Source organism: Desulfolutivibrio sp. (assembly GCF_036584575.1).
Taxonomy (GTDB): Bacteria; Desulfobacterota; Desulfovibrionia; order Desulfovibrionales; family Desulfovibrionaceae; genus Desulfolutivibrio.
In genome coordinates this window covers 1-19,115 of the sequence record NZ_JAZHDB010000033.1, presented here as the reverse complement: position 1 = coordinate 19,115, position 19,115 = coordinate 1, and the positions used below count along the sequence as shown (strand labels likewise).

Here is a 19,115-nt window from a genome sequence, read left to right as displayed (position 1 = left end):
CGGCTCTGCGGATTTGGGGGGCATGGCGCGGGTGCGGCGTTCACACGACTAGGAAGCCCGCTCCCGGGCGGCGGCGCGGCGGGCGCGCACGAATTCGATGACCCCGGGCAGGATCGAGATGACGATGATGGCCAGGATGACCACGCTGAAGTTTTTGCGCACAAAGGGCATGTTGCCGAAAAAATACCCGGCCCAGGTGAAAAGGGTGATCCACAACACCCCCCCGGCGATGCTGCAGGCCAGGAAATGGCGGTAGTCCATGCGCGCGATGCCGGCCACGAACGGTGCGAACGTCCGGATGATGGGCAAAAACCTGGCGATGACCACGGTCTTGCCGCCATGGCGGTCGTAGAAGCCGTGGGCCTTTTCCAGGTATTTCCGGTTGATGAACCGGCTTTCCCGTTCAAAGACCGCCGGTCCCACCAGTCGCCCGATCCAATAGTTGGTGTTGTCCCCGGAAATGGCCGCCACCACCAAAAGCCCGTTGAGCAGCCAGGGGTCCATGATCTGGGCCCCGGCCAGGGCGCCGGCGGCGAAGAGCAGGGAGTCGCCGGGCAGAAACGGGGTGACCACGAAGCCGGTCTCCAAAAAGATGATGCAAAAAAGGATCATGTACGTCCAGACGCCGTATTGTCCCACGATTTCGGCCAGATGCCGGTCCACATGCAGGACGAAATCGAAGAGAGTGGCCAAAAGTTCCATGCCAAGCCGCCTTGTTGGGGAAAAGGGGAGGTGTCGCGCCGGGCCTTTCCCTAAAAAACGGCGGCCCGGAAGGCAAGCCTTTTCGGCGGACTTCCCCTTGCCCTGGCTTCCACGTACACTGCGCCCATGCCTGCCTCTTCCCCTGAAGTTTCCGATGTGATGGACCGCCCCGGCCGCCGGACCTCCACCGGGCCGCGCTCGTTTCGGCTGGTATGCCGGGACGGTGAAATACCCCTGGTGGAGGATCTGCTCGCCGTCCAGGGATTTCGTTTTGCGCCCGAGCCCTTTTCCCCCCACTGCCGCAGGCTCGCGGCCGAGCCGTTTCCCCTGGGGGCCAGCCTGGCCGCCACGTTCGGCCTCATCTACATCCAGGACCGTTCCTCCATGCTGCCGCCGGTGTGCCTGGACCCGCCGCCCGCCGCCTCGGTCCTGGACATGTGCGCCAGTCCCGGCGGCAAGACCGGTTTTCTGGCCCAGTTGGTGGGACCGGCCGGATTTGTCCTGGGCAACGAACCCACCCCGGATCGCCTGAGCACCCTTCGCCGCAACCTCTCCCGCCTGAATCTGGTCAATGTGGCCACCTGCGGCGAGACCGACCTGTCACCCTTTCTGCCCCAGAGCGGCTTTCGGCATATTCTGCTTGACCCGCCGTGCAGCGGCTGGGGCACGGCGGCCAAAAATCCCAAGGTGCTCACCCTGTGGCGCGAGGGCAAGGTGGCGCCGCTGATCTCCCTGCAAGGCACGCTCCTGGCCACGGCCGCATCGCTTCTGGCCCCGGGGGGCAGGCTTCTCTATTCCACCTGCACCACCAATCCCGCTGAAAACGAGGACCAGGTGCGCCGGGCTCTGGACACCCTCCCCCTGGAACTGGTCCCCCTGACCCCGCCGCCGGGCACGGCTGCCGAACCCACGTCGCTTCCCGGGGTGCTCCGGGTGGACCCGGCGCTGCACGGCGGACAGGGTTTTTTTCTGGCCTGCCTGACCCGGCCGCCCCAGGCCGGGGAAGAGATTGGCGGTTTTGCTGCTGCTGCCTCGGATCAGCCGGAGGCCGGGGGCTTTGATCTGTCTTTCGGCCGCAGAGCCGGACTGCGGCCCGGCCGGGAGAAAGGTCGCGGGCCGGATCGACGCAAGGGCCGCGAGGGAGGGGGGCCGGTGGACCGGGAGGCCTTCGAGGTGGTCGCTGCGGGGGCCTTCCCCGGGACCGAAGGACTGGATTTTGATGCGCTTGGCCCCGGGCAGGCTTGCCGCTTCGGGGATCGGGTTTATTTCATAGCTCAGGGGGTTCGTCCGTTTCTCGGGAGCGGGCTTCGGTACAAGGGATTTTTTTTGGGTGTGGTCAAGGGCGGCGCCTTTCGGCCCAACGCCCGGGCCCGGCTGCTTCTAGGCGCGGCGGGCGCGGGCGGCGCGTCCGGGCTGACCCTGGAAAACCCGGCCGATCTGGGGGATCTGTTGGCCGGACGCAGCCTCTCTGTGGGGCCTTTGCCCAAACGTTGCGGGTTGTACTACAAGGAGTTGCCGCTGGGATTTATCACCTGCAAGGGCGGCCGCGCCTTGTGGTCCGAGAGAGCCTGAACCCCGACCGCATCACGTCTCATGCGGTCTGCACCTCTTGCAAGGCGGAGTCCATGACCGCAGAAGAACGCGTCGAGACGGATGTGCGGGAGGATGTTTTCGCCCCGCCCACCCCCTGTACCCGGTATAAGGCGGTGTTCGACGGCTATCCCGGCCAGGTGGCGATCCTGGACGAGGCCGGGCGCATCGTGGAGGTCAATGTCGGGTGGGAGCGGTTTTCCCGGGAAAACGGGCTATGCGGGGATTGCCGGTTTACCGGGGTGGACTATTTCGAGGTGTGCCACGGGGCATCCGGCCCGGACGCCGGGGACGCCGCCCGTGCGGGCCAGGGCATCCGTGAGGTGCTTGAGGGCCGCCGGGAACGATTCTCCCTGGAATATCCCTGCCATTCGCCGACGGAAAAACGCTGGTTCCTGCTTGTCGCCACCGCGCTGGTCGTGGACGGGCGGATCAGAGGGGGCATCGTCTCCCATCTGCCCATAACCGACCGTAAGCTGGCCGAACTGGCCTTGATCCAGAGTGAAAAACGGCTCAATCAGGCCCAGCGGTTGGCCCGCGTGGGCAGTTTCGAGCGCAGACTGGAAATGGGTCAGGGGTACTGGTCCGATGAATTGTTTCGGATGATCGGCCTGCCGCCTTCAGACCGCTCCCCCCCCTTTGAGATGTTTCTTGCGGCCGTGCATGCCGAGGATCGGGCCCGGGTGGCGCGGGTGGTGGGCCGGGTGCGCAGCCAGACCGAACCCGAGGAGTTCGAATTTCGCATCGTGGCCCCGGACGGGACCATCCGCCATTTGTCGGCGTCCATTGCCCTGGAGCGCGACGAGCAGGGCAATCCCGTGAGCTACCACGGGGCCATGGTGGATGTGACCCGCCTCAAGGAGGTGGAGGCCTCCCTGGTGCGCCTGGCGGCCACGGATGAGTTGACGGGCATCAACAACCGGCGGCGCTTCCTCGAACTGCTGCGCTCCGAGTTGGAACGGTGCGAACGTTATGGGCATCATGTGTCCCTGCTTATGCTGGACATTGATAATTTCAAGCAGATCAATGATACTTACGGTCACGCCGTGGGGGACGAGGTCTTGCGGCATCTGGCCGTGATCGTCGGCGGGGCCCTGCGCGGCAGCGACGTGTTCGGCCGGATCGGCGGGGAGGAGTTCGCCGTCATCCTGACCGAGACCAGCCCGGAAATGGCCCTGGCGGCAAGTCGGCGGCTGGTTGCGGGCGTGGCCAAGGCCGGGGTCCGCACGTCGGCCGGGGCGCTTCCCCTGACGGTGAGCGCGGGACTGGCCACGGCGTTTTCCGGGAAGATCCGGCCAGACAGCCATGACTGCGCCTGCGGCATGGCTCCGGACTTGCTTTTGCGCGCGGCGGATCAGGCCTTGTATCGGGCCAAGGCGGAAGGCAAAAACAGGGTTGTCCAATTCGAGACGCTTGCCGATGACCATGCGCCGGGCCTTACGCGCCCTGGGTCGCAGGGCGACGGAAGCGGCGAGGCCGGGGCTTCCGCCACGGATGCAACAGATAAGGGAAAGGACGTGACATGATCGGATGTGCGCGCAAGGTGTCCAGGCTTTTTGATCCGCAAAGCGGGCGGACGGTGATTCTGCCCCTGGACCACGGGGTAGGCGAGGGCATGTTGCCGGGGATCGAGAATATCCCGGGGCTTTTGGCCATGATCCGGGATTTTTCCGTGCAGGGGGTCGTGCTCAACAAGGGGCCGCTTAGGACCTGCCTGTCCGAGGTTCCCCCGGGGCTTCAGGTGGTGGGGCAGCTTTCCGGGGGCACCCGGCACGCCGTGCCGCCCTATGCCCGAAGCCTGGTGTGTTCGACGCATGAGGCCGTGCGCCTGGGGGCGGACATGGTGGCCGTGCAGGTCAACATGGCCAACGACCTGGAGGACCGCATGCTGGCCGACCTGGGGCTGGCCTGCGACGACGCCCACGGCCTGGGCGTGCCGATTCTGGCCATCATCCAGCCCAAGGGCGACCGCATCGTCAACGAGATGGACCCCAGCCTCATCTGCCACTGCATCCGGCTCGGGGCCGAGCTTGGCGCGGATTTGGTGGGGGTGCCCTATTCCGGCGACGCCAAAAGCTTTGCCCGCACCTGCGAGGCCGTCAGTCCCCCGGTGCTGATCACCGGCGGCCCCAGTCGGCCAGATTTCACGAGTTTTCTGGCCATGGTCGGGCAGGCCCTTGAGGCCGGGGCGTCCGGAACCTGTGTGGGGAGAAACGTCCTGCAGCAGGCCGATCCCCGGGAGGCGTTGGCGAAGCTTGTCGAGGCGGTGCATGAAAAGGGGACGATGTAAATAGGTTCTTCCACGTTGGGGGCGGCATTCGATCTCGGTGACCACAGTTCCATGAGGGCGGTAATCGAAGGGCTTCTTCTGTCTGGAGGTCGCCACTTGGTGGACATGAACCGGGAGAGCCGCCCGGTGATCTTCAAGGCTATTTTTTTACAATACCTTGACGCCACGCATATATGGCCGCTTGGGTGCGGTCGTTCAAATAGAGTTTGCTTAGGATGTTACTTACATGCGATTTGACTGTTTTTTCCGATATGTTCAGCCGTGTCGAAATATTTATATTTGATAATCCTTCTGCAATGCATTGTAACACTTCCATCTCACGATCAGTTAACTCGGCATGGAACTGGCCATTTTGCACTTTTGCCGCACGCGCCTGCGTGACGACCGTCACAAGGGCCTTGGCTATGCGTGGGCTTAACGTACTCTCTCCTGCCGCCGCTTTCCGCACGGTACCGACAAGATCTTCAGGTGTCGTATCTTTTAAAATATAGGAGATTGCCCCTGCCTGCGTCATCGGGACTACATATTCATCGCCTTCGTGTGAAGTGACCATGACAATCTGGCTACGTGGGCTGACTGTTTTTATCTGGCGCACCGTTTCAACCGCTGGCTGATCGGGCATGAACAGGTCAAGCAATACAACGTCAGGCGCATATTTTTTTGCGTCAGCCACCACTTCAGCGCCACATTCCGCCACGGCCATCACTTCAATATCCTGTGCAGTGGCAAGGAAGGCGGTAAGTCCCTTGCGAACCATAGCGTGATCGTCAGCAAGAATGAGTGTGATTTTTCCGGTCATGATTCGTAGTTCCATGAAAGGGTTATCTCAGTTCCGACACCAGGGGTGCTTTGAATTTCAAAGGATCCGTGAGGTAGGTCGCGTACCCTGTCGCGCATTGAGGTAATGCCAAATCCTACGGTCTTTCTGTTAACATCAAAACCATTTCCATTATCGATAATCTTTAACGTGACGAGTTCCTGGTTGACCATGCTGGTTATGGCAATTTTTGACGCTTTGCCGTGCCGTACCGCATTCATTAAAGATTCCTGAACGATTCGCAGCACATGATGCTCGGTATGTGCAGTAAACTGAATAGGATCAAAATGGGTTAACTCGATACGTACATCGAAACGCCGCTTGAAGTCGTCGGCAATCATGTCAATACGTTGATGAAATGAAGTCTCAGCGGTTCCCGAAGGACGAAGTTGGGTGATGATTTCCATTATATAATGCTGAGCTTGGCGGGTAATCGTTTCCGCTTCAAGAATATGTTCCCGAGCTGCTTCCATTACGGATGGTTTGGCCTTTGCAGTAGCCAACTGCAAACCCAGAGCGAAGAGATTCTGCTTCACAGTGTCATGCAACTCACGCGCTACGCGATTGCGTTCATCGCTTACGGCAAGTCTTTGCTTTAAACTGAGGTACAACTCTAAATCCTGCGCCATGTCATTAAGATACTGACTATGCCTTATGAATACATCATCGTTCGGAAGCACAATACGCACATTGAAATTACCTTGCCGCCAACTTTCCGTTACCTCGTTGATTTTCGCCAATTGTCTTGTTACATAACGTGATGCCATCAATCCACAGATTATTCCAATTGGAACGGAGCAGATAAACAAATAACCCCAGACGAAGAGTAGAAAATCAAAGACACTTTTAAGCTGAACCAAGACATTGAATTTTGCAATATACAAGATACGCAAACGCCCAACAATATCGTCTCGAGCGTCCGTTATTGGCATATCCACCCAGATAGGTCCGTTTTCCTCCAACCACTTTGCATTGCTTGTTGCGGCAGACTGGTTCTTTTGCGCAGCGAACTGAGCTGTGACATAATCTGGAAAATCGACAGGGTCCGATATTAAGAGTCTGTCGCTTTGATCATATATTTGAATATACACTTCAGGAATGCTGGAGTTGGTTATGCGGTATATTGTAGTTCCTGTGCCATGCTCTATGTGTATAAGTTTTTCACGGATGTTGTTTCCAGCTTGAATCAAACGCTCGGTGTTGTCGCCATCACGAATGGCCTGCGCGACGTTGAGATTTTCGCTGATCATCAAGGTTTCAATATTTTCAGGAGTAAGGGTTGTACGGTAATCATTGTAATCGTCTAGGCCATATATAATAACAATGAGCAGCATCAACGCACAAAAAGCTAGTAGCGTGTAGCTTATGGCAAGTTGACACCACAAGCGTTTCATAAAATCCGGACAGAGATTGTGCCAGTGTTTCATAGTCTTTTTACCAGAGATGCGTCCCATCCACAGAATAGTTTGGCAGCCGATATGAGATGTGTCGCCATCATCGGTAAGAACCTCCCTGGGTTTTGTCCTTCCGGCGCAGAGGGCCGTCTTGTGCCGAAAAAGTCAACCCAGATCGAAGAATCCTGTCGCATCTTGCTGTCGGCCTTAAGGAATGTAGAGAGATTCCCTCGTATATCAGCAAGCTCGGGAACCGTCCGATCGTGATCTTCTCACGCTGCGCCTCAGACCATCCATGGGGATGCCCACTTCGCCGCCTTGAAGATGCAGGGAAAGGTATCGCGGCGTACGGGATCTGCTGATCGGTCTTGACGATCTCGGTGTGCCATATTGCCAGGAGCATTTTATATGGAAACACCCTTCGACGAAGTTGGGCATGAGACTCGTTTTTTCTCCAAAGTGACCATGGCGTGTTTCCATTTTTCTTGAATCCGGTGCTAACGAAACAGTATCCCTTCCACCATCGCGGCACAACCATCGTTCGCAGGATGCTTTTATCGAACGGGAAAATCCATGGTCTTGGCTAGGCAAGGGAAGCCACATCCCAGCTGTGCCAACATTCTCTCTTTTGATTCATGTAAAATTATTCGATCAGAATGCTCTATCATAATACAAAGGAGCATTGATTTAGAAACCGAACTCATAAGTAATACGCATGCCTCCCGTGAATTGGTTTGCATCACCACGCTTCTTGATAAGGGGTGAGTCGGATGCTACCCTTGCTAAGCGGTCGTATCCTCCGAAAACGCCTATGGAGAAGGAATCCATCACAGGCACTGCCACGAATCCTGCGACACCATAGGAAACCAGTCCGGCGACAGCGTCGTATCGAGAAAGACCAGAATTGGTGGATTGATTTTTAGAGATTCCGAAGTATGCATTGTTATAGTTAGCATCAGCAAATGTAGCGCGAGGCCCAAAAGAATACATGATCGGCTTGCCTGATTTTTCTATGAAACCTTTGAGGTTCAAACCAGTTTCAGCGATGAACCCCTTGTGGCCGCCCAATCCTTGACGCAATTCCAACTGATAGGTGAAGGGTCCAATGCTATATTCTACGAATCCACCCAGTTCAATTGTTGCATCCACGTTACCTAGTCCTCTCAACGCGTTTGTATTTTTTCCAGCAATGCGAAAAGGATTATTGTTATCTTCTTTACGACCAAAATCCAATTTTATAATTGGACCAATGCTAAAATTTTCGTTGTGAATAACCTTATATCCAGCTCCAAACGGAGAAGCGAAAAATCTGTCTTTGTATTCAATTTTTATGTTTGGGAAAGCCATCATCTGATAATCTTTTGAGCCTAGAAATGCTGGCTTGTACATAGTCCCAAGGCCTATGGTAAATTTCCAGTCGTCTTGCTTCCATGTGGCCTGTTGTTCAGAATTTTGCGACGGATGGATCCATTTTTCAGCACCGGTCTTTTGCTCAGAAGAATGAGTTTCCTCGGCTATCGCCCTACGAGCGACAACAAATGAAAATATGATGATGATCGGGATCAAGCACAACAACGAAAATGGAATTTGCGCATTCGGCGTTTTTTGGTTTTTCATAAAAAACTCCACAGGTTGGGGTTGATGAATGCCCACATCCTATGCGTTTTTCATAAACCCACATCCGCCTTAAGTCGGAGATTCCGAGGTGGACCCCGGAAATCAGCCAGCGTGTCCGAGGTGATGTCAAAGATTTTTGTCTGGGCTATCCTCGCTCCTGGGGGAGCGCTCATGCGAAGAAGCAGAGGCGACGGACGAGTAAGCTCACCTTGGATGCGCATTTTTGATGAACCAGGAGGTGGTCTGTTTCAAAATATTCACTTAGGAAGTGATGCAGGATGGCTATTTGAGTTCACAACAGACTTTAGAAAATACGGCAATCAGGCATGAATGGCAGTCAAATAAGAATATAACACATCCAAGCATCTGCGGGGAGAGTTTCGAGGTATCGGTAGGAGAGGAACTCAAGTATCCGCTTTGATCTCTTTGAGCGTCGCGGAATAGGCGGCAAAGACGTTTTCGCGCCCCAGAAGCCCCAGCACCGTATCCTGGTTTTCCGGGTCCACCACGGGAATCTGGGGCAGTTCCTGGTCCACGAAGAGCAGAAGCGCATCGTACAGGCTGGCGTCCGGGGTCAGCGTCACCGGGGTCCGGGCCAGATCGCGCACCACCACCAGTTCGAAGAGCGTATTTTCGAAAAGCACGTTGCGTACGTCCTGCATGGTCAAAATGCCCGTCAGGCGGCCGTCCGCGTCCTTGATCGGAAAGGCGATCTGGGTGGTCCCGGCGATGATGTCCGTCAGGGCCTTGAGCGTCACCCCCTCCTCCAGGATGGTGACCTTCCCGGGCCGGTAGAAGTCCTCCACCCGCAACTCCTCCAGGATGTTCACCGTGGCGTCGCCCAGGTGCGCCGGGGACTCGAATTTGTTGTCCACCTGGTTTTCGTAGAGCTTCACCCGGCGGCAAAAGACCATGCACAGGGCCGAACACAGCATAAGCGGCGCCAAAAGCCCATAGCCCTGGGTGATCTCGCAGACCATGATGAGCGGCCCCACGGGCGCGCCCGCCACCCCCGAGAAAAAGGCCGCCATGCCCACCAGGGTGTAGCTGCCCGGCGTGGTCACCACCTCCGGCCACAGCCGGTGCCCGATCTGCCCCACGATGCCCCCGGCCGCCGCCCCGGCGAACAGCGTGGGGGCGAACATGCCGCCGCTTAGGCCCGAGCCGATGGTCAGGGAGGTGGCCAGGGTCTTGCCCAAAAAAAGGGCCAGCAAAAAGGCCGGTCCCAGATCCCCCAGGATGGCCTTTTCCACCCAGCCGTATCCGGAACTCAGCGTCTGGGGGAAAAAAATCCCCAGAACGCCCATGCACACGCCGCCCAGGGCCGCCGTCAGCGGCAGGCCCAGGCGGGATTGCAGCGCCTCGAAGACCCGGTGCTTCATGAAAAAGAAGCTTCGCAGGTAGACCCAGGCCGCGCCGGAGCAAAAGACCGCCAAAAAGGCGTAGAGGGGCAGTTCCCGGATATCGGTGAAATGGTAGCTGGGGACGGTGAAGATGGCCCCCGAGCCGAAGAAAAGCGTGAAGATGGTGTAGGCCGTAACCGACGAGACCACGGCGGGCAGCACGGCCTCGGCCTCGAAGTCCTCGCGGTAGATGACCTCCACGGCCGTAAGCGCCCCGCCCAAGGGGGCCCGGAAAATGGCCCCCAATCCCCCGGCCGCCCCGGCCAGAAGCAGGATGCGCCGCTCCCGGGCCGAAAGCCCCAGCCGCTGGGCCAGATAGGCCCCCATGCCGCCGCCGAGTTGGGACATGGGGCCCTCGCTTCCGGCGCTTCCTCCGGTGGCCATGGTCGCGATGGCCCCGGCGGCGCGCAAAAAAAACACCCGGGGGCGGATGATGCCGCCGTGGCGGTGGAAGGCCTTGATCATGGCGTCCGTGCCGTCGGTGCCCGAGCGCAGGGATTCGGGGATCAGCCGGGTGAAGACGTAGCCGGTCACAAGACCCACGACGCCAAGGCCCAGGGGCAGAAGCCAGGGCCGGTAGGGTCCGGGCAGGGCATGGAAGAAATGGTCGCCGCCCGGCGAGAGCAGGTGGATGCCCACCGTGGCCACCAGGTAGAGTTGGCGTAAAAGCTCAAGGCTGGCGAAGAAGGCGCTGGCCAGGAGCCCGGAGGCGATTCCGGCGAGCAGTCCCAGAACCAGGCGGCGCACCGAGGCGGCGCGGCGCAGGCGGCGTAAAAGGATCCTGAGGCGGGGCAGGGACGCGCGCCTGGGCCGTGGCGTGGGGATGACGTTCATGGCCTGGGTAGGTGCGGCATGGGGTTCTCGCGGGGGGCGTCAGGCGATGCGGGCTTCCGGTTCGGCCAGGATGCGGCGGCCGATGCGGATGTCCTCGCGGATGCGGGCTGAGAGTTCCTCGACGCCGGAAAATTTGCGCTCCGAACGCAGGCGTTGCACAAAATGCACCCGGATGGGCTGGCCGTAGAGATCGCCGGTAAAATCCAGGAGATGGACCTCGATGGAGAGGGCGCCGTTGCCGAAGGTGGGGTTGTAGCCGATGTTGGTCACGCCCGGATGGATGCGTTCCCCCACGTCCACCCACACGGCATAGACCCCGGGCTTGGGAACCAGTTCGTCGGCCGGGGCCAGGTTGGCCGTGGGAAAGCCGAGGAGCCTTCCGCCCCGGTCGCGGCCACGCACCACCGTGCCGCGCACCTGATAGAAACGGCCCAAAAGGGGCTTGGCGTCCCAGACATCCCCGGCCTGGACCATGTCCCGGATGCGGGTGGAGCTGACCACCGCGCCGTCGATGATGACCGGCTCCAGGCGTTCCACGCAAAACCCGTATTTGCCGCCCAGGGCGGTCAAAAGCTCGAAGTTTCCCTTGCGGCCTTTGCCGAAGGCGTAGTCGTAGCCGATGATCATTTCCCGCATGCACAGGCCCGTGACCAGGTTTTCGCGTACGAAGTCTTCCGGGGCCAGGGCGGCCAGGGCCTTGGTGAAGGGCAGAAGCACGGCCACCTGGATGCCGCTTTGGTCCAACAGCTCCAGCTTTTGTTCGGTCAGGGTCAGAAGGGGCGGCTCGTTTTTCTCCAGGAGAACCCGCCGGGGATGGGGGTCGAAGGTTACGGCCACGCTGAGCATGCCCGTGGCGGCGGCGCGCTCCCGCACCCGGCGCAGGAGCCGGGCGTGGCCCATGTGGACGCCGTCGAAATTGCCGATGGTCAGGCAGGTGTCGGTGAGGGCGTCGTGGATGTCTTCGATGCTTCTGGCGACGATCATGGCCACATCCTTGGCGATGGCGGCTACGGGGCGTTGACGTCCGCCCTGGCGGCGTCAAAAAGAAAGTGGCCTCCAACAGGCCGTGGGGCTATTCGCGGTCGGTCCAGTCCATGACGTGATAGCCCATGGAAACCACGCCCCGCACGATGTCGTCCATGGCCCGGGCCAGGGTGGGCGTTTCCTCGGCGCGGTCCCGGGACATGCGCAGATACTTGACGTCGCCAAGCTGGGCCGCGAGGTCCGGAGGGAGCTCGGGGATCTCGTTTTTTTCCCTCGTGAAAAGGTACATCGATGGCGAGGCGATACTTCGATGAATCGCAAAACGCATAGTTTCCAAATCCTCTAATGCCGAAGGCGCGACACGAAAAAAGCTGCAAACGGCGGGTGGTTGCGGGATCGGCGCGTCCGCCGTACGGGGCCTTGCCCGGAAATCGAGGCGAACCGGCGCCGACCGTCCCGAAACGGCGAATCCATCGGACAGTGTCCGCCTCGAAGACGAAGCGGGCTTCCCCGGACCCGTATCCAACGGGAACGGGTGACGGGGGAGAGACACTATAAATGCCGGGCCGGTTTGGCAAGGGCTTCGAGACGATTTTTCCCGGCCGCCCCTGCCGGGACCGCAAGAAAAAGGCGGCCCTGGGGCTTTACAATCCCCGCCGCCGTTGTATTGTAAAAGGAATGGATCGGGCAGTCCTGCCCTGATCCGAACCGAGGCGAAGGAGGACCGCTGCGACACATTCGAGATGCCATAACGGCGAATCGAGTCGCCCCACGGCGCGCCGGGCGTAACCGACGGCGCGAAAAAAGCGGGGAAGCCCGCAAGCGGCGCGGCTAGGCCGTCCGGTAGATCCGGGCCGACGCATCGGACGGATGTTCGTCAAGGACGAGCCGGACGGAGACAAAGCCGCCTCCACGTTTCCAGGCAACAACGCAAACATGCCCCCGAAACCTGTCGTAACGAAGCGGCCTTGGTTTTGGCGTACAGTCAACGTGTGAGCGAAACAGAGTTCCATACGTCGAATACCGGACCTCGTCCCGGCCGCCAGGCCGGGGCGAGGTCTCGCGTCTGGGCGAGCTCTCCCCTGCAAGGTGAAAAATGATGACCAGTCAACTCAAGACCGCGCTCCTTCTGGGCCTCCTGACGGCCCTGGTCCTTTTTATCGGGCAGGCCATGGGCGGCAGGGGCGGCCTGTACATCGCCTTTGTCTTCGCCCTGGTGATGAATGTGGGCAGCTACTGGTTTTCGGACAAGATCGTGCTGTCCATGTACCGGGCCAGGGAGCTTTCCCCCCAGGATTCCCCCGGCCTGCACGCCATGGTCGGGGAACTGGCCCATAACGCGGGCATCCCCAAGCCCAAAATCTATCTCATCCCCCAGGAGGCCCCCAACGCCTTCGCCACGGGGCGAAATCCCGAACACGGCGTGGTGGCGGTGACGGCCGGGATCATGCGCCTTCTGACCCCGGAGGAGTTGCGCGGGGTGCTGGCCCACGAACTGGGGCACGTCAAAAACCGGGACATCCTGGTGCAGACCGTGGCTGCGGTGCTGGGCGGGGTGGTCATGATGCTGGCCAACATGCTGCAATGGGGGGCGATCTTCGGCGGCGGCCGGAGCGACGAGGAGGGCGGCGCCAATCCCCTTGCGGCCATCGCCCTGGCCATCTTGGCCCCCATCGCGGCCATGCTGATCCAGATGGCCATTTCCCGGTCCCGGGAATACCTGGCCGACGCCACGGGGGCGCAGATCTCCGGGCAACCCCTGGCCCTGGCCTCGGCCCTGTCCAAGATCGAGGGCTACGCCAGGCAGATTCCCATGCAGGGGGCCAATCCGGCCACGGAAAACATGTTCATCGTAAGCCCCTTCTCGGCCGGAGCGGCCGCCAACTGGTTCAGCACCCATCCGCCCACGGCCGAACGCATCCGCCGCCTGCGCGAGATGGCGGCGCGGTAGGGAAGGCGCGTATCCTACGACGCTTTTTGCCGCACGGCGTAGTACGCCACAGGGATCAGTAAAAGCGAGAAGGCCGTGGAGGCCAAAAGGCCGAAGATCAGCGCCCAGGCCAGCCCGGAAAAGATCGGGTCCAGGGTGATGGGCCAGGCCCCGAGCATGGTGGTCAGGGCCGTCAGCGCGATGGGCCGCAGGCGGATGGCCCCGCTTTGCAGCACCGCCTCCCGCAACGCCATGCCCTGGCGCATGGATTCGTCCACGAAGTTGATCAGCACCAGGGAGTTGCGGATGACGATGCCCCCCAGGGCGATCATCCCGATCATGCTGGTGGCCGTGAAAAAAACCGGATCGCCGTAGCCGCCCACCGTCTTCCCGAACAGGGCGTTCAAGAGCCAGAATCCGGGCATAATCCCCAGAAGCGTCAGCGGGATGGCGGTCATGAGCAGAAGCGGCAGGGAAAACGACTTGGTTTCGATGATCAGCAAAATATAGATGCCAAGCAGCGCCGCACCAAACGCGATGCCCAAATCGCGGAAAACGTCCACGGTGATCTTCCATTCCCCTTCCCCGGCGAAATCCACCTCGATGCCCTTTCGCGGCGGATCGGCCGCCAGACGGTCCTTCAGGCCGAACACGGCCTCGGCCGGGGCCCGTCCGGCGGTCTCGCCGAACACGTAGGCCACCCGGCGCATGTTCTTGTGCAGGATGGGCTGGTCCTCGGAAACAGGCCGGAACTGCCCCAACTCGGCCAGGGGCGCAATCTTGCCCGCATCGGTCTTGACCGGGATGCGCTCCAGGGCGGTCAGCGACGAGCGTTTTTCCCGGGGCAGGACAAGCCTCGCCACCAGCGGCCGGCGTTCGCCCGGTTCATGCAGCGTGGCCGGGGTGGCCCCGGACATGGCCAGGGCGAGGCTGGCGTTCACGTCCTCGGCGGCGACCCCGTGCAGGGCCGCCTTTTCCTTGTCCAAAAAGAAGTTGATGCGCTCGCGCGGGGTCTGGGTGGAGTCGAACACGTCGGTGATGCCCGGTTCGTCGCGGAAAAGCCCGTGCAGCCCCAGGGCCGATTCGATGAGCATCTCGTAGGGCATGTCCGGCGCGCCGTAAACCTCGGCCGCCACGGTGGCTACCACGGGCGGTCCAGGCGGCGTCTCCACCAGCCGCATCCTGGCCCCGTGCCGGGCCGCCAGGGCCTCCAGGCCGCTACGCAGGCGCAACACGATGGCGTGGCTTTGCATGTCGCGCTGGTCCTTATGCAAAAGATTCACCCGGATGTCGGCCTGGTTCGAGTCGCCGCGCAGATAATATTGGCGCACCAGGGCGTTGAAATCCATGGGCGAGGCCGTGCCCACGTAGCTGACGAAGGTGGTGACCTCGGGCACGGCGCGCAGGAAGGTCTCGAAATCGCGAACGGCCCGATCCGTGCTCTCCAAGGTCGATCCCTCAGGCAGATCGAGCACGATCTGGAATTCGTTTTTGTTGTCGAAGGGCAGCATTTTGAGCGGCACGCGTCCCGTGGCGGCCAACAGCAGGGCGGCCAGAAGGAGCCCCGTCACCGTGGCCGCAAGACCCAGCCGTCTGCCGCGCGAGTCCAGAAACGGGGCCACCATGCGGCGGTACATCCGCCCCAGGCGGCTGTTGACGGCCTTGTCCTCGGGAGAGGGCGGGGCGGCCGGGGACGGCGGCGCGGACTCCGGGGCATGGGCCGGGGGCTCGGCTTCCGCAGACGGCGCGGCCGTTGTCCCGTCGTTTCCTTCAGGCGGCGCCATGGCTGCCCGGACGGTTTCCAGGGGCGATGCATCGCCCAGGCCTGCGTCAGCCCGGACCCCGGCGGCTGCGGACACGGGGAGCGGGGCGTCGTCGGGCAGGTCGGGCAGGGGCGATTTGCCGCGCAAAAGCACATACGACAGCCAGGGAACCACGGTCAGGGCCGCAACCGTGGAGAAGCCCACGGCCAGGGGCACGTTGGCGGCCATGGGGGCCATGTAGGGGCCCATCATGCCGGTGATGAAATAGAGCGGCAGAAAGGACACCACGATGGCCAGGGTGGACATGATCACCGGCGGCAGCACCTCGCGCACCGCAAAAAGCGTGGCCCGCCGGGGCGGCAGGCGACCGGCCAGGATGTGGCGCTGGATGTTGTCCACGTTGACGATGGGGTCGTCCACCACCAGTCCCAGGGACAGGATCAGGGCGAAGAGCGTCACCCGGTTGATGGTGTAGCCAAGCAGCATGTTCACGAAAAGGGCCAGGGCGAAGCTGACCGGCACGGACAGCGCCACCACCATGGCCTCGCGGCGGCCCATGGTCAGGGCCAGAAGGATGACCACCGTGAGCAGGGCCTCGGCCAGGGACCAGATCAAATCCGTGACCTTTTCCTGGGCCGTTTCGCCGTAGTTGCGGGTGACCTCCACCGTGACCCCGTCCGGCAGGATGGTCTTTTTCAGGGCCGCCGTTCGGGCCAGGATGTCGTCGGCCACGGCCACGGCGTTGGTGCCCTTTTTCTTGGCCAGGGCCAGGGTCACGGCCGGACGCGGCTGTCCGGGCTCTTCGCCAAGGCGCGTCGCCTGGGCGTCGGAGACGCCGCGCCGGGTGTAGGTCGCGATCTCCTCGGGGCCGTCTTTCACCTCGGCCACGTCGCGCAGGTAGATCGGGCGGCCCTGATGCACCCCGACCACCAGATCGCCCGCCTCCCGGGCCGAACGCAGGAACGAATCCGCCGTGAGGGCGAATTCGCGGTTTTGGGCGTCGAATTTCCCGGCCCGCACGGACATGTCCGCGCGTTTGAGGGCGTCGGCCACCTCAAGCGGCGTCAGCTCCATGCCCGAAAGCCGTTCCGCGTCGAGCTCCACCCGAATCTCCCGGGCCAGCCCGCCGACCAGGGTCAGCTTGGAGATGTCCGGCGTCTCGGTCAGGCGCGCAAAAAGCTCCTCGCCCATGCGCCGAAGATCATATTCGTCGTAGCGCGGCGAGGACAGGGTCAGGGTCACGATGGGCACGTCGTCGATCTCGACCGGCCGCACCAGCCAGTCCTTGACGATGGGCGGCACGAGATCCTGGTGCATCATGATGGTGTTGTGCAGCTTGACCAGGGACGAGTCCTGATCCTGCCCCACGAAAAAGCGCACCGTGACCACGGCCGTATCGGGCCGGGACACGGAATAGACATATTCCACGCCGTCGATCTGCCACAACAGCCGCTCCAGCGGCGTGGCCACCAACTGTTCGATCTCCACAGCCGAGGCCCCGGGGGCGCTGACCACCACGTCGGCCAACGGCACCGTGATCTGGGGCTCCTCCTCGCGCGGGGTGAGAAGCACCGCCGCCACCCCCAGGCACATGGAAAAAATGATGAACACCAGGGAAATGCGCGTTTCGAGAAACACCCGGACCACGGCCGGAATGAATCCGCCGGGGCGCCCTGGGTCGGGTGATCGGGACGTTGGTTGCTGGTTCATGGCGTCTTGGGGAGTGCCTCGGGTTTATCGGTCGCCATTTTGGACAAGCAGGGTCTCGCCGCCGGAAAGTCCGGAGAGGATTTCCACGTTTCCGCCGTCCAAGGCCTGGCCGGTCTTCACCGCATAGGTCCGGGCCACGCCGCCGTCCAGGATCGTGACCATCTCCAACTGGCCTACCCGGCGCACGGCCGCGCGCGGGACGACCACGGCCTGGCGCGATCCCATGGGGATGAACAGGCGTCCGAACATGCCCGGAAAAAGCCCCGGCGTCTCGGGCAGGGCGGCCTTGACCAGAAAGGTGCGGGTCAGGGGATCGGCCGTGGGCACGATTTCCTCGATCTCGGCGGTCAGCCCGGCAGCCGCCCCCGTGGCCGGGACATCGCCGGTCAGTCCGGGGTCCACGCCCGGCACGGCCAGGGCCGCGACCCGAACCGGAAAGACGTCTCCCGGCTTGACCCGGGAGATCAGCCCCTCGCGCACCAGGGCCTCCAGGCGCAGGGCCCGGCCCGTGTGCAGCACCAGAAGCGGCTTGCCCGGAAAGGCCAGATCGCCGGGTTCGGCCTGGCGTTTGACCACCTCGCCCGCCGCCTGGGCGTGGATTTTGGCGTGCCCGGCGGCCAGGTTGGCCTCTTCCAGGGCCTTCTCGGCCTGGGCCGCCTGTCCCTCGGCGGCCTCAAAGCCGTCCCGGGCCTGCACCAGGGCGCTTTGGGCATGCAAAAACTCGGCCTCGGTACGGTCCATCTCCTGGGCCGTGACCGTGTGCGAGGCAAAAAGGGTTTTGATGCGCTGGTAGTTGGCCTGGGCGTTGTCGAAGGCCGCCTTGGCCGAGGCGATGCCCTCCCGGGCCTGGTTCCGGGTGGCCCGGGCCGAGGTCAGGGCCTGGTTGGACCGTTCGGCCCGGGCCGCCAACTCCCGGTCGTCCAGGACCACCAGCAGTTCGCCCTTTGCCACGTTCTGGCCGGGACGGACCTTGATGTCCACGATCTTGGCCTGCACCTGGGCCTCCACCGTGGTCTCGGTCTTGGGCCGGATGGTGCCCACGGCCTCATACCATTCCGTGATGTCCCGCAATTCGGCCGTGACCTGGCGACCCGCAGGAACCACGTCCGTACCTTGGGCCGCGACCCAGGCGGTCGGCGAAAGGGTGCAGCACAACATGGCCAGAAAAAGCGCGGCGCGGGCGGCGGAATATGGCATGGGGCGTTCCCCGGGGCTGTGGTTCGATGGGTTTTCCTGCATGGCCTCAACCTATCACGCCTTGGGGCGGGGGAAAAGGGCGGGTGGATTTCCCAGTGAAACCTCGGGGAATGCGGATATCGGGTCGGGCTGTCGCGCCAGGACGGCGGCTGGCGGGGAACCCCTTGTCACGGTGGAGATTTTTGGCATAGCATACTGTCGCGTTGCGTGTATTGAGAAAACGTTGGCATTCGGCCCGGCTGGCCGGGCCACGCCCTGAAACCCTCACCCGGGAGGTTCCCCATGGGCAAGGAAGCGCTTATCATGATGGTCAAGGATAAGGCCGGACTGGACGACAAGGCCCAGGCTGCGGCGGCCGTGGACGCCATCCTGAACGCCGTGCGCGAGGAACTGGCTGCGGGCGGTTCGGTCTCCCTGAAAAATTTCGGGACGTTTTCCGTCGTTGCCCGGGCCGGACGCACCGGCAAGAATCCGCGCACCGGCGAACCCCTGGTCATTGCGGCCTCCAAGTCCGTGAAGTTTTCCCCCGGCAAGGAAATGAAAGAGGCCGCCATCGCCTCGGCCCAGGAATGGGGCGACTCCCACTGGCTCGATTACCGCCTGCTGGCCCGCACCGTGGAAACCCAGCTCAAGGAGATCAAGGACGCCCTGGCCAAGCGCGGCGTGGGCACGGACAAGCTTCAGTCGCTCTACGACGATACCTCCGCGCGGCTCAAGGAACTGTCCGTGGGCGGCGGACAGGCCTTCCAGGAAATGCGCAAAGGGTTCAGCGCCGCCTTCGCCGAACTGCGCGAGGCCTTCAAGAAAGCCGTGGATAGATTTTAATATTATCGGGGCTGCCGCCCCGTACCCCGCCCGGGGGAAATCATTTCCCCCGGACCCCC

The 19,115-nt window shown here is 61.8% G+C and carries 14 protein-coding genes; 5 read left to right on the top strand and 9 right to left on the bottom strand.

The window, feature by feature from the left end; all coding sequences use genetic code 11:
* Positions 1-48: 48 nt before the first annotated feature.
* Complete coding sequence (locus V3572_RS02430) at positions 49-702, bottom strand: DedA family protein (protein ID WP_332109378.1); 654 nt, start codon at positions 700-702, stop codon at positions 49-51.
* Positions 703-861: 159 nt separating this feature from the next.
* Between V3572_RS02430 and V3572_RS02425 the strand changes: the two genes are divergently transcribed.
* The 3 genes from V3572_RS02425 to V3572_RS02415 are packed head-to-tail and all read left to right on the top strand — an operon-like array spanning position 862 to position 4,582.
* The gene (locus V3572_RS02425; RefSeq protein WP_332109389.1) at positions 862-2,274 is read left to right on the top strand and encodes an RsmB/NOP family class I SAM-dependent RNA methyltransferase; all 1,413 of its coding nucleotides are present in this window, start codon (positions 862-864) and stop codon (positions 2,272-2,274) included.
* A gap of 53 nt (positions 2,275-2,327) precedes the next feature.
* Entirely contained in the window at positions 2,328-3,818 is a 1,491-nt protein-coding gene (locus V3572_RS02420; RefSeq protein ID WP_332109377.1) for a sensor domain-containing diguanylate cyclase, read from the top strand.
* The gene (locus tag V3572_RS02415; RefSeq protein ID WP_332109376.1) at positions 3,815-4,582 is read left to right on the top strand and encodes a fructose-bisphosphate aldolase; all 768 of its coding nucleotides are present in this window, start codon (positions 3,815-3,817) and stop codon (positions 4,580-4,582) included. Before V3572_RS02420 ends, V3572_RS02415 begins: the two co-directional genes overlap by 4 nt.
* Positions 4,583-4,721: 139 nt before the next feature.
* Here V3572_RS02415 and V3572_RS02410 read toward each other — a convergent pair whose 3' ends face one another.
* From V3572_RS02410 to V3572_RS02385, 6 genes are all read right to left on the bottom strand, one after another.
* On the bottom strand, positions 4,722-5,381 hold the full coding sequence (locus V3572_RS02410) for a response regulator transcription factor (protein ID WP_332109375.1): 660 nt from the start codon (positions 5,379-5,381) through the stop codon (positions 4,722-4,724).
* Complete coding sequence (locus V3572_RS02405; protein ID WP_332109374.1) at positions 5,378-6,793, bottom strand: sensor histidine kinase; 1,416 nt, start codon at positions 6,791-6,793, stop codon at positions 5,378-5,380. Before V3572_RS02405 ends, V3572_RS02410 begins: the two co-directional genes overlap by 4 nt.
* A gap of 687 nt (positions 6,794-7,480) precedes the next feature.
* Positions 7,481-8,410, bottom strand: a complete 930-nt coding sequence (locus V3572_RS02400) for a MipA/OmpV family protein (RefSeq protein WP_332109373.1) — start codon at positions 8,408-8,410, stop codon at positions 7,481-7,483.
* 404 nt (positions 8,411-8,814) lie between these two features.
* Entirely contained in the window at positions 8,815-10,647 is a 1,833-nt protein-coding gene (locus V3572_RS02395) for a chloride channel protein (RefSeq protein WP_332109372.1), read from the bottom strand.
* A gap of 39 nt (positions 10,648-10,686) precedes the next feature.
* On the bottom strand, positions 10,687-11,631 hold the full coding sequence (locus tag V3572_RS02390) for a bifunctional riboflavin kinase/FAD synthetase (RefSeq protein ID WP_332109371.1): 945 nt from the start codon (positions 11,629-11,631) through the stop codon (positions 10,687-10,689).
* An 88-nt stretch (positions 11,632-11,719) separates the two neighbouring features.
* Positions 11,720-11,920, bottom strand: a complete 201-nt coding sequence (locus V3572_RS02385) for a hypothetical protein (protein WP_332109370.1) — start codon at positions 11,918-11,920, stop codon at positions 11,720-11,722.
* An 810-nt stretch (positions 11,921-12,730) separates the two neighbouring features.
* Between V3572_RS02385 and htpX the strand changes: the two genes are divergently transcribed.
* On the top strand, positions 12,731-13,582 hold the full coding sequence (gene htpX, locus V3572_RS02380; protein WP_332109369.1) for a zinc metalloprotease HtpX: 852 nt from the start codon (positions 12,731-12,733) through the stop codon (positions 13,580-13,582).
* 14 nt (positions 13,583-13,596) lie between these two features.
* On the opposite strand, the gene V3572_RS02375 is transcribed toward htpX, so the two are convergent.
* Entirely contained in the window at positions 13,597-17,034 is a 3,438-nt protein-coding gene (locus tag V3572_RS02375) for an efflux RND transporter permease subunit (RefSeq protein ID WP_332109368.1), read from the bottom strand.
* A gap of 24 nt (positions 17,035-17,058) precedes the next feature.
* The gene (locus tag V3572_RS02370; RefSeq protein WP_332109367.1) at positions 17,059-18,231 is read right to left on the bottom strand and encodes an efflux RND transporter periplasmic adaptor subunit; all 1,173 of its coding nucleotides are present in this window, start codon (positions 18,229-18,231) and stop codon (positions 17,059-17,061) included.
* Between the two features lie 282 nt (positions 18,232-18,513).
* Here V3572_RS02370 and V3572_RS02365 point away from each other — a divergent pair, with 282 nt between their 5' ends.
* Positions 18,514-19,056 carry an HU family DNA-binding protein gene (locus tag V3572_RS02365; protein WP_332109366.1) on the top strand — a complete coding sequence of 181 codons (543 nt, stop codon included), beginning with the start codon at positions 18,514-18,516 and terminating at the stop codon, positions 19,054-19,056.
* Positions 19,057-19,115 lie beyond the last annotated feature (59 nt).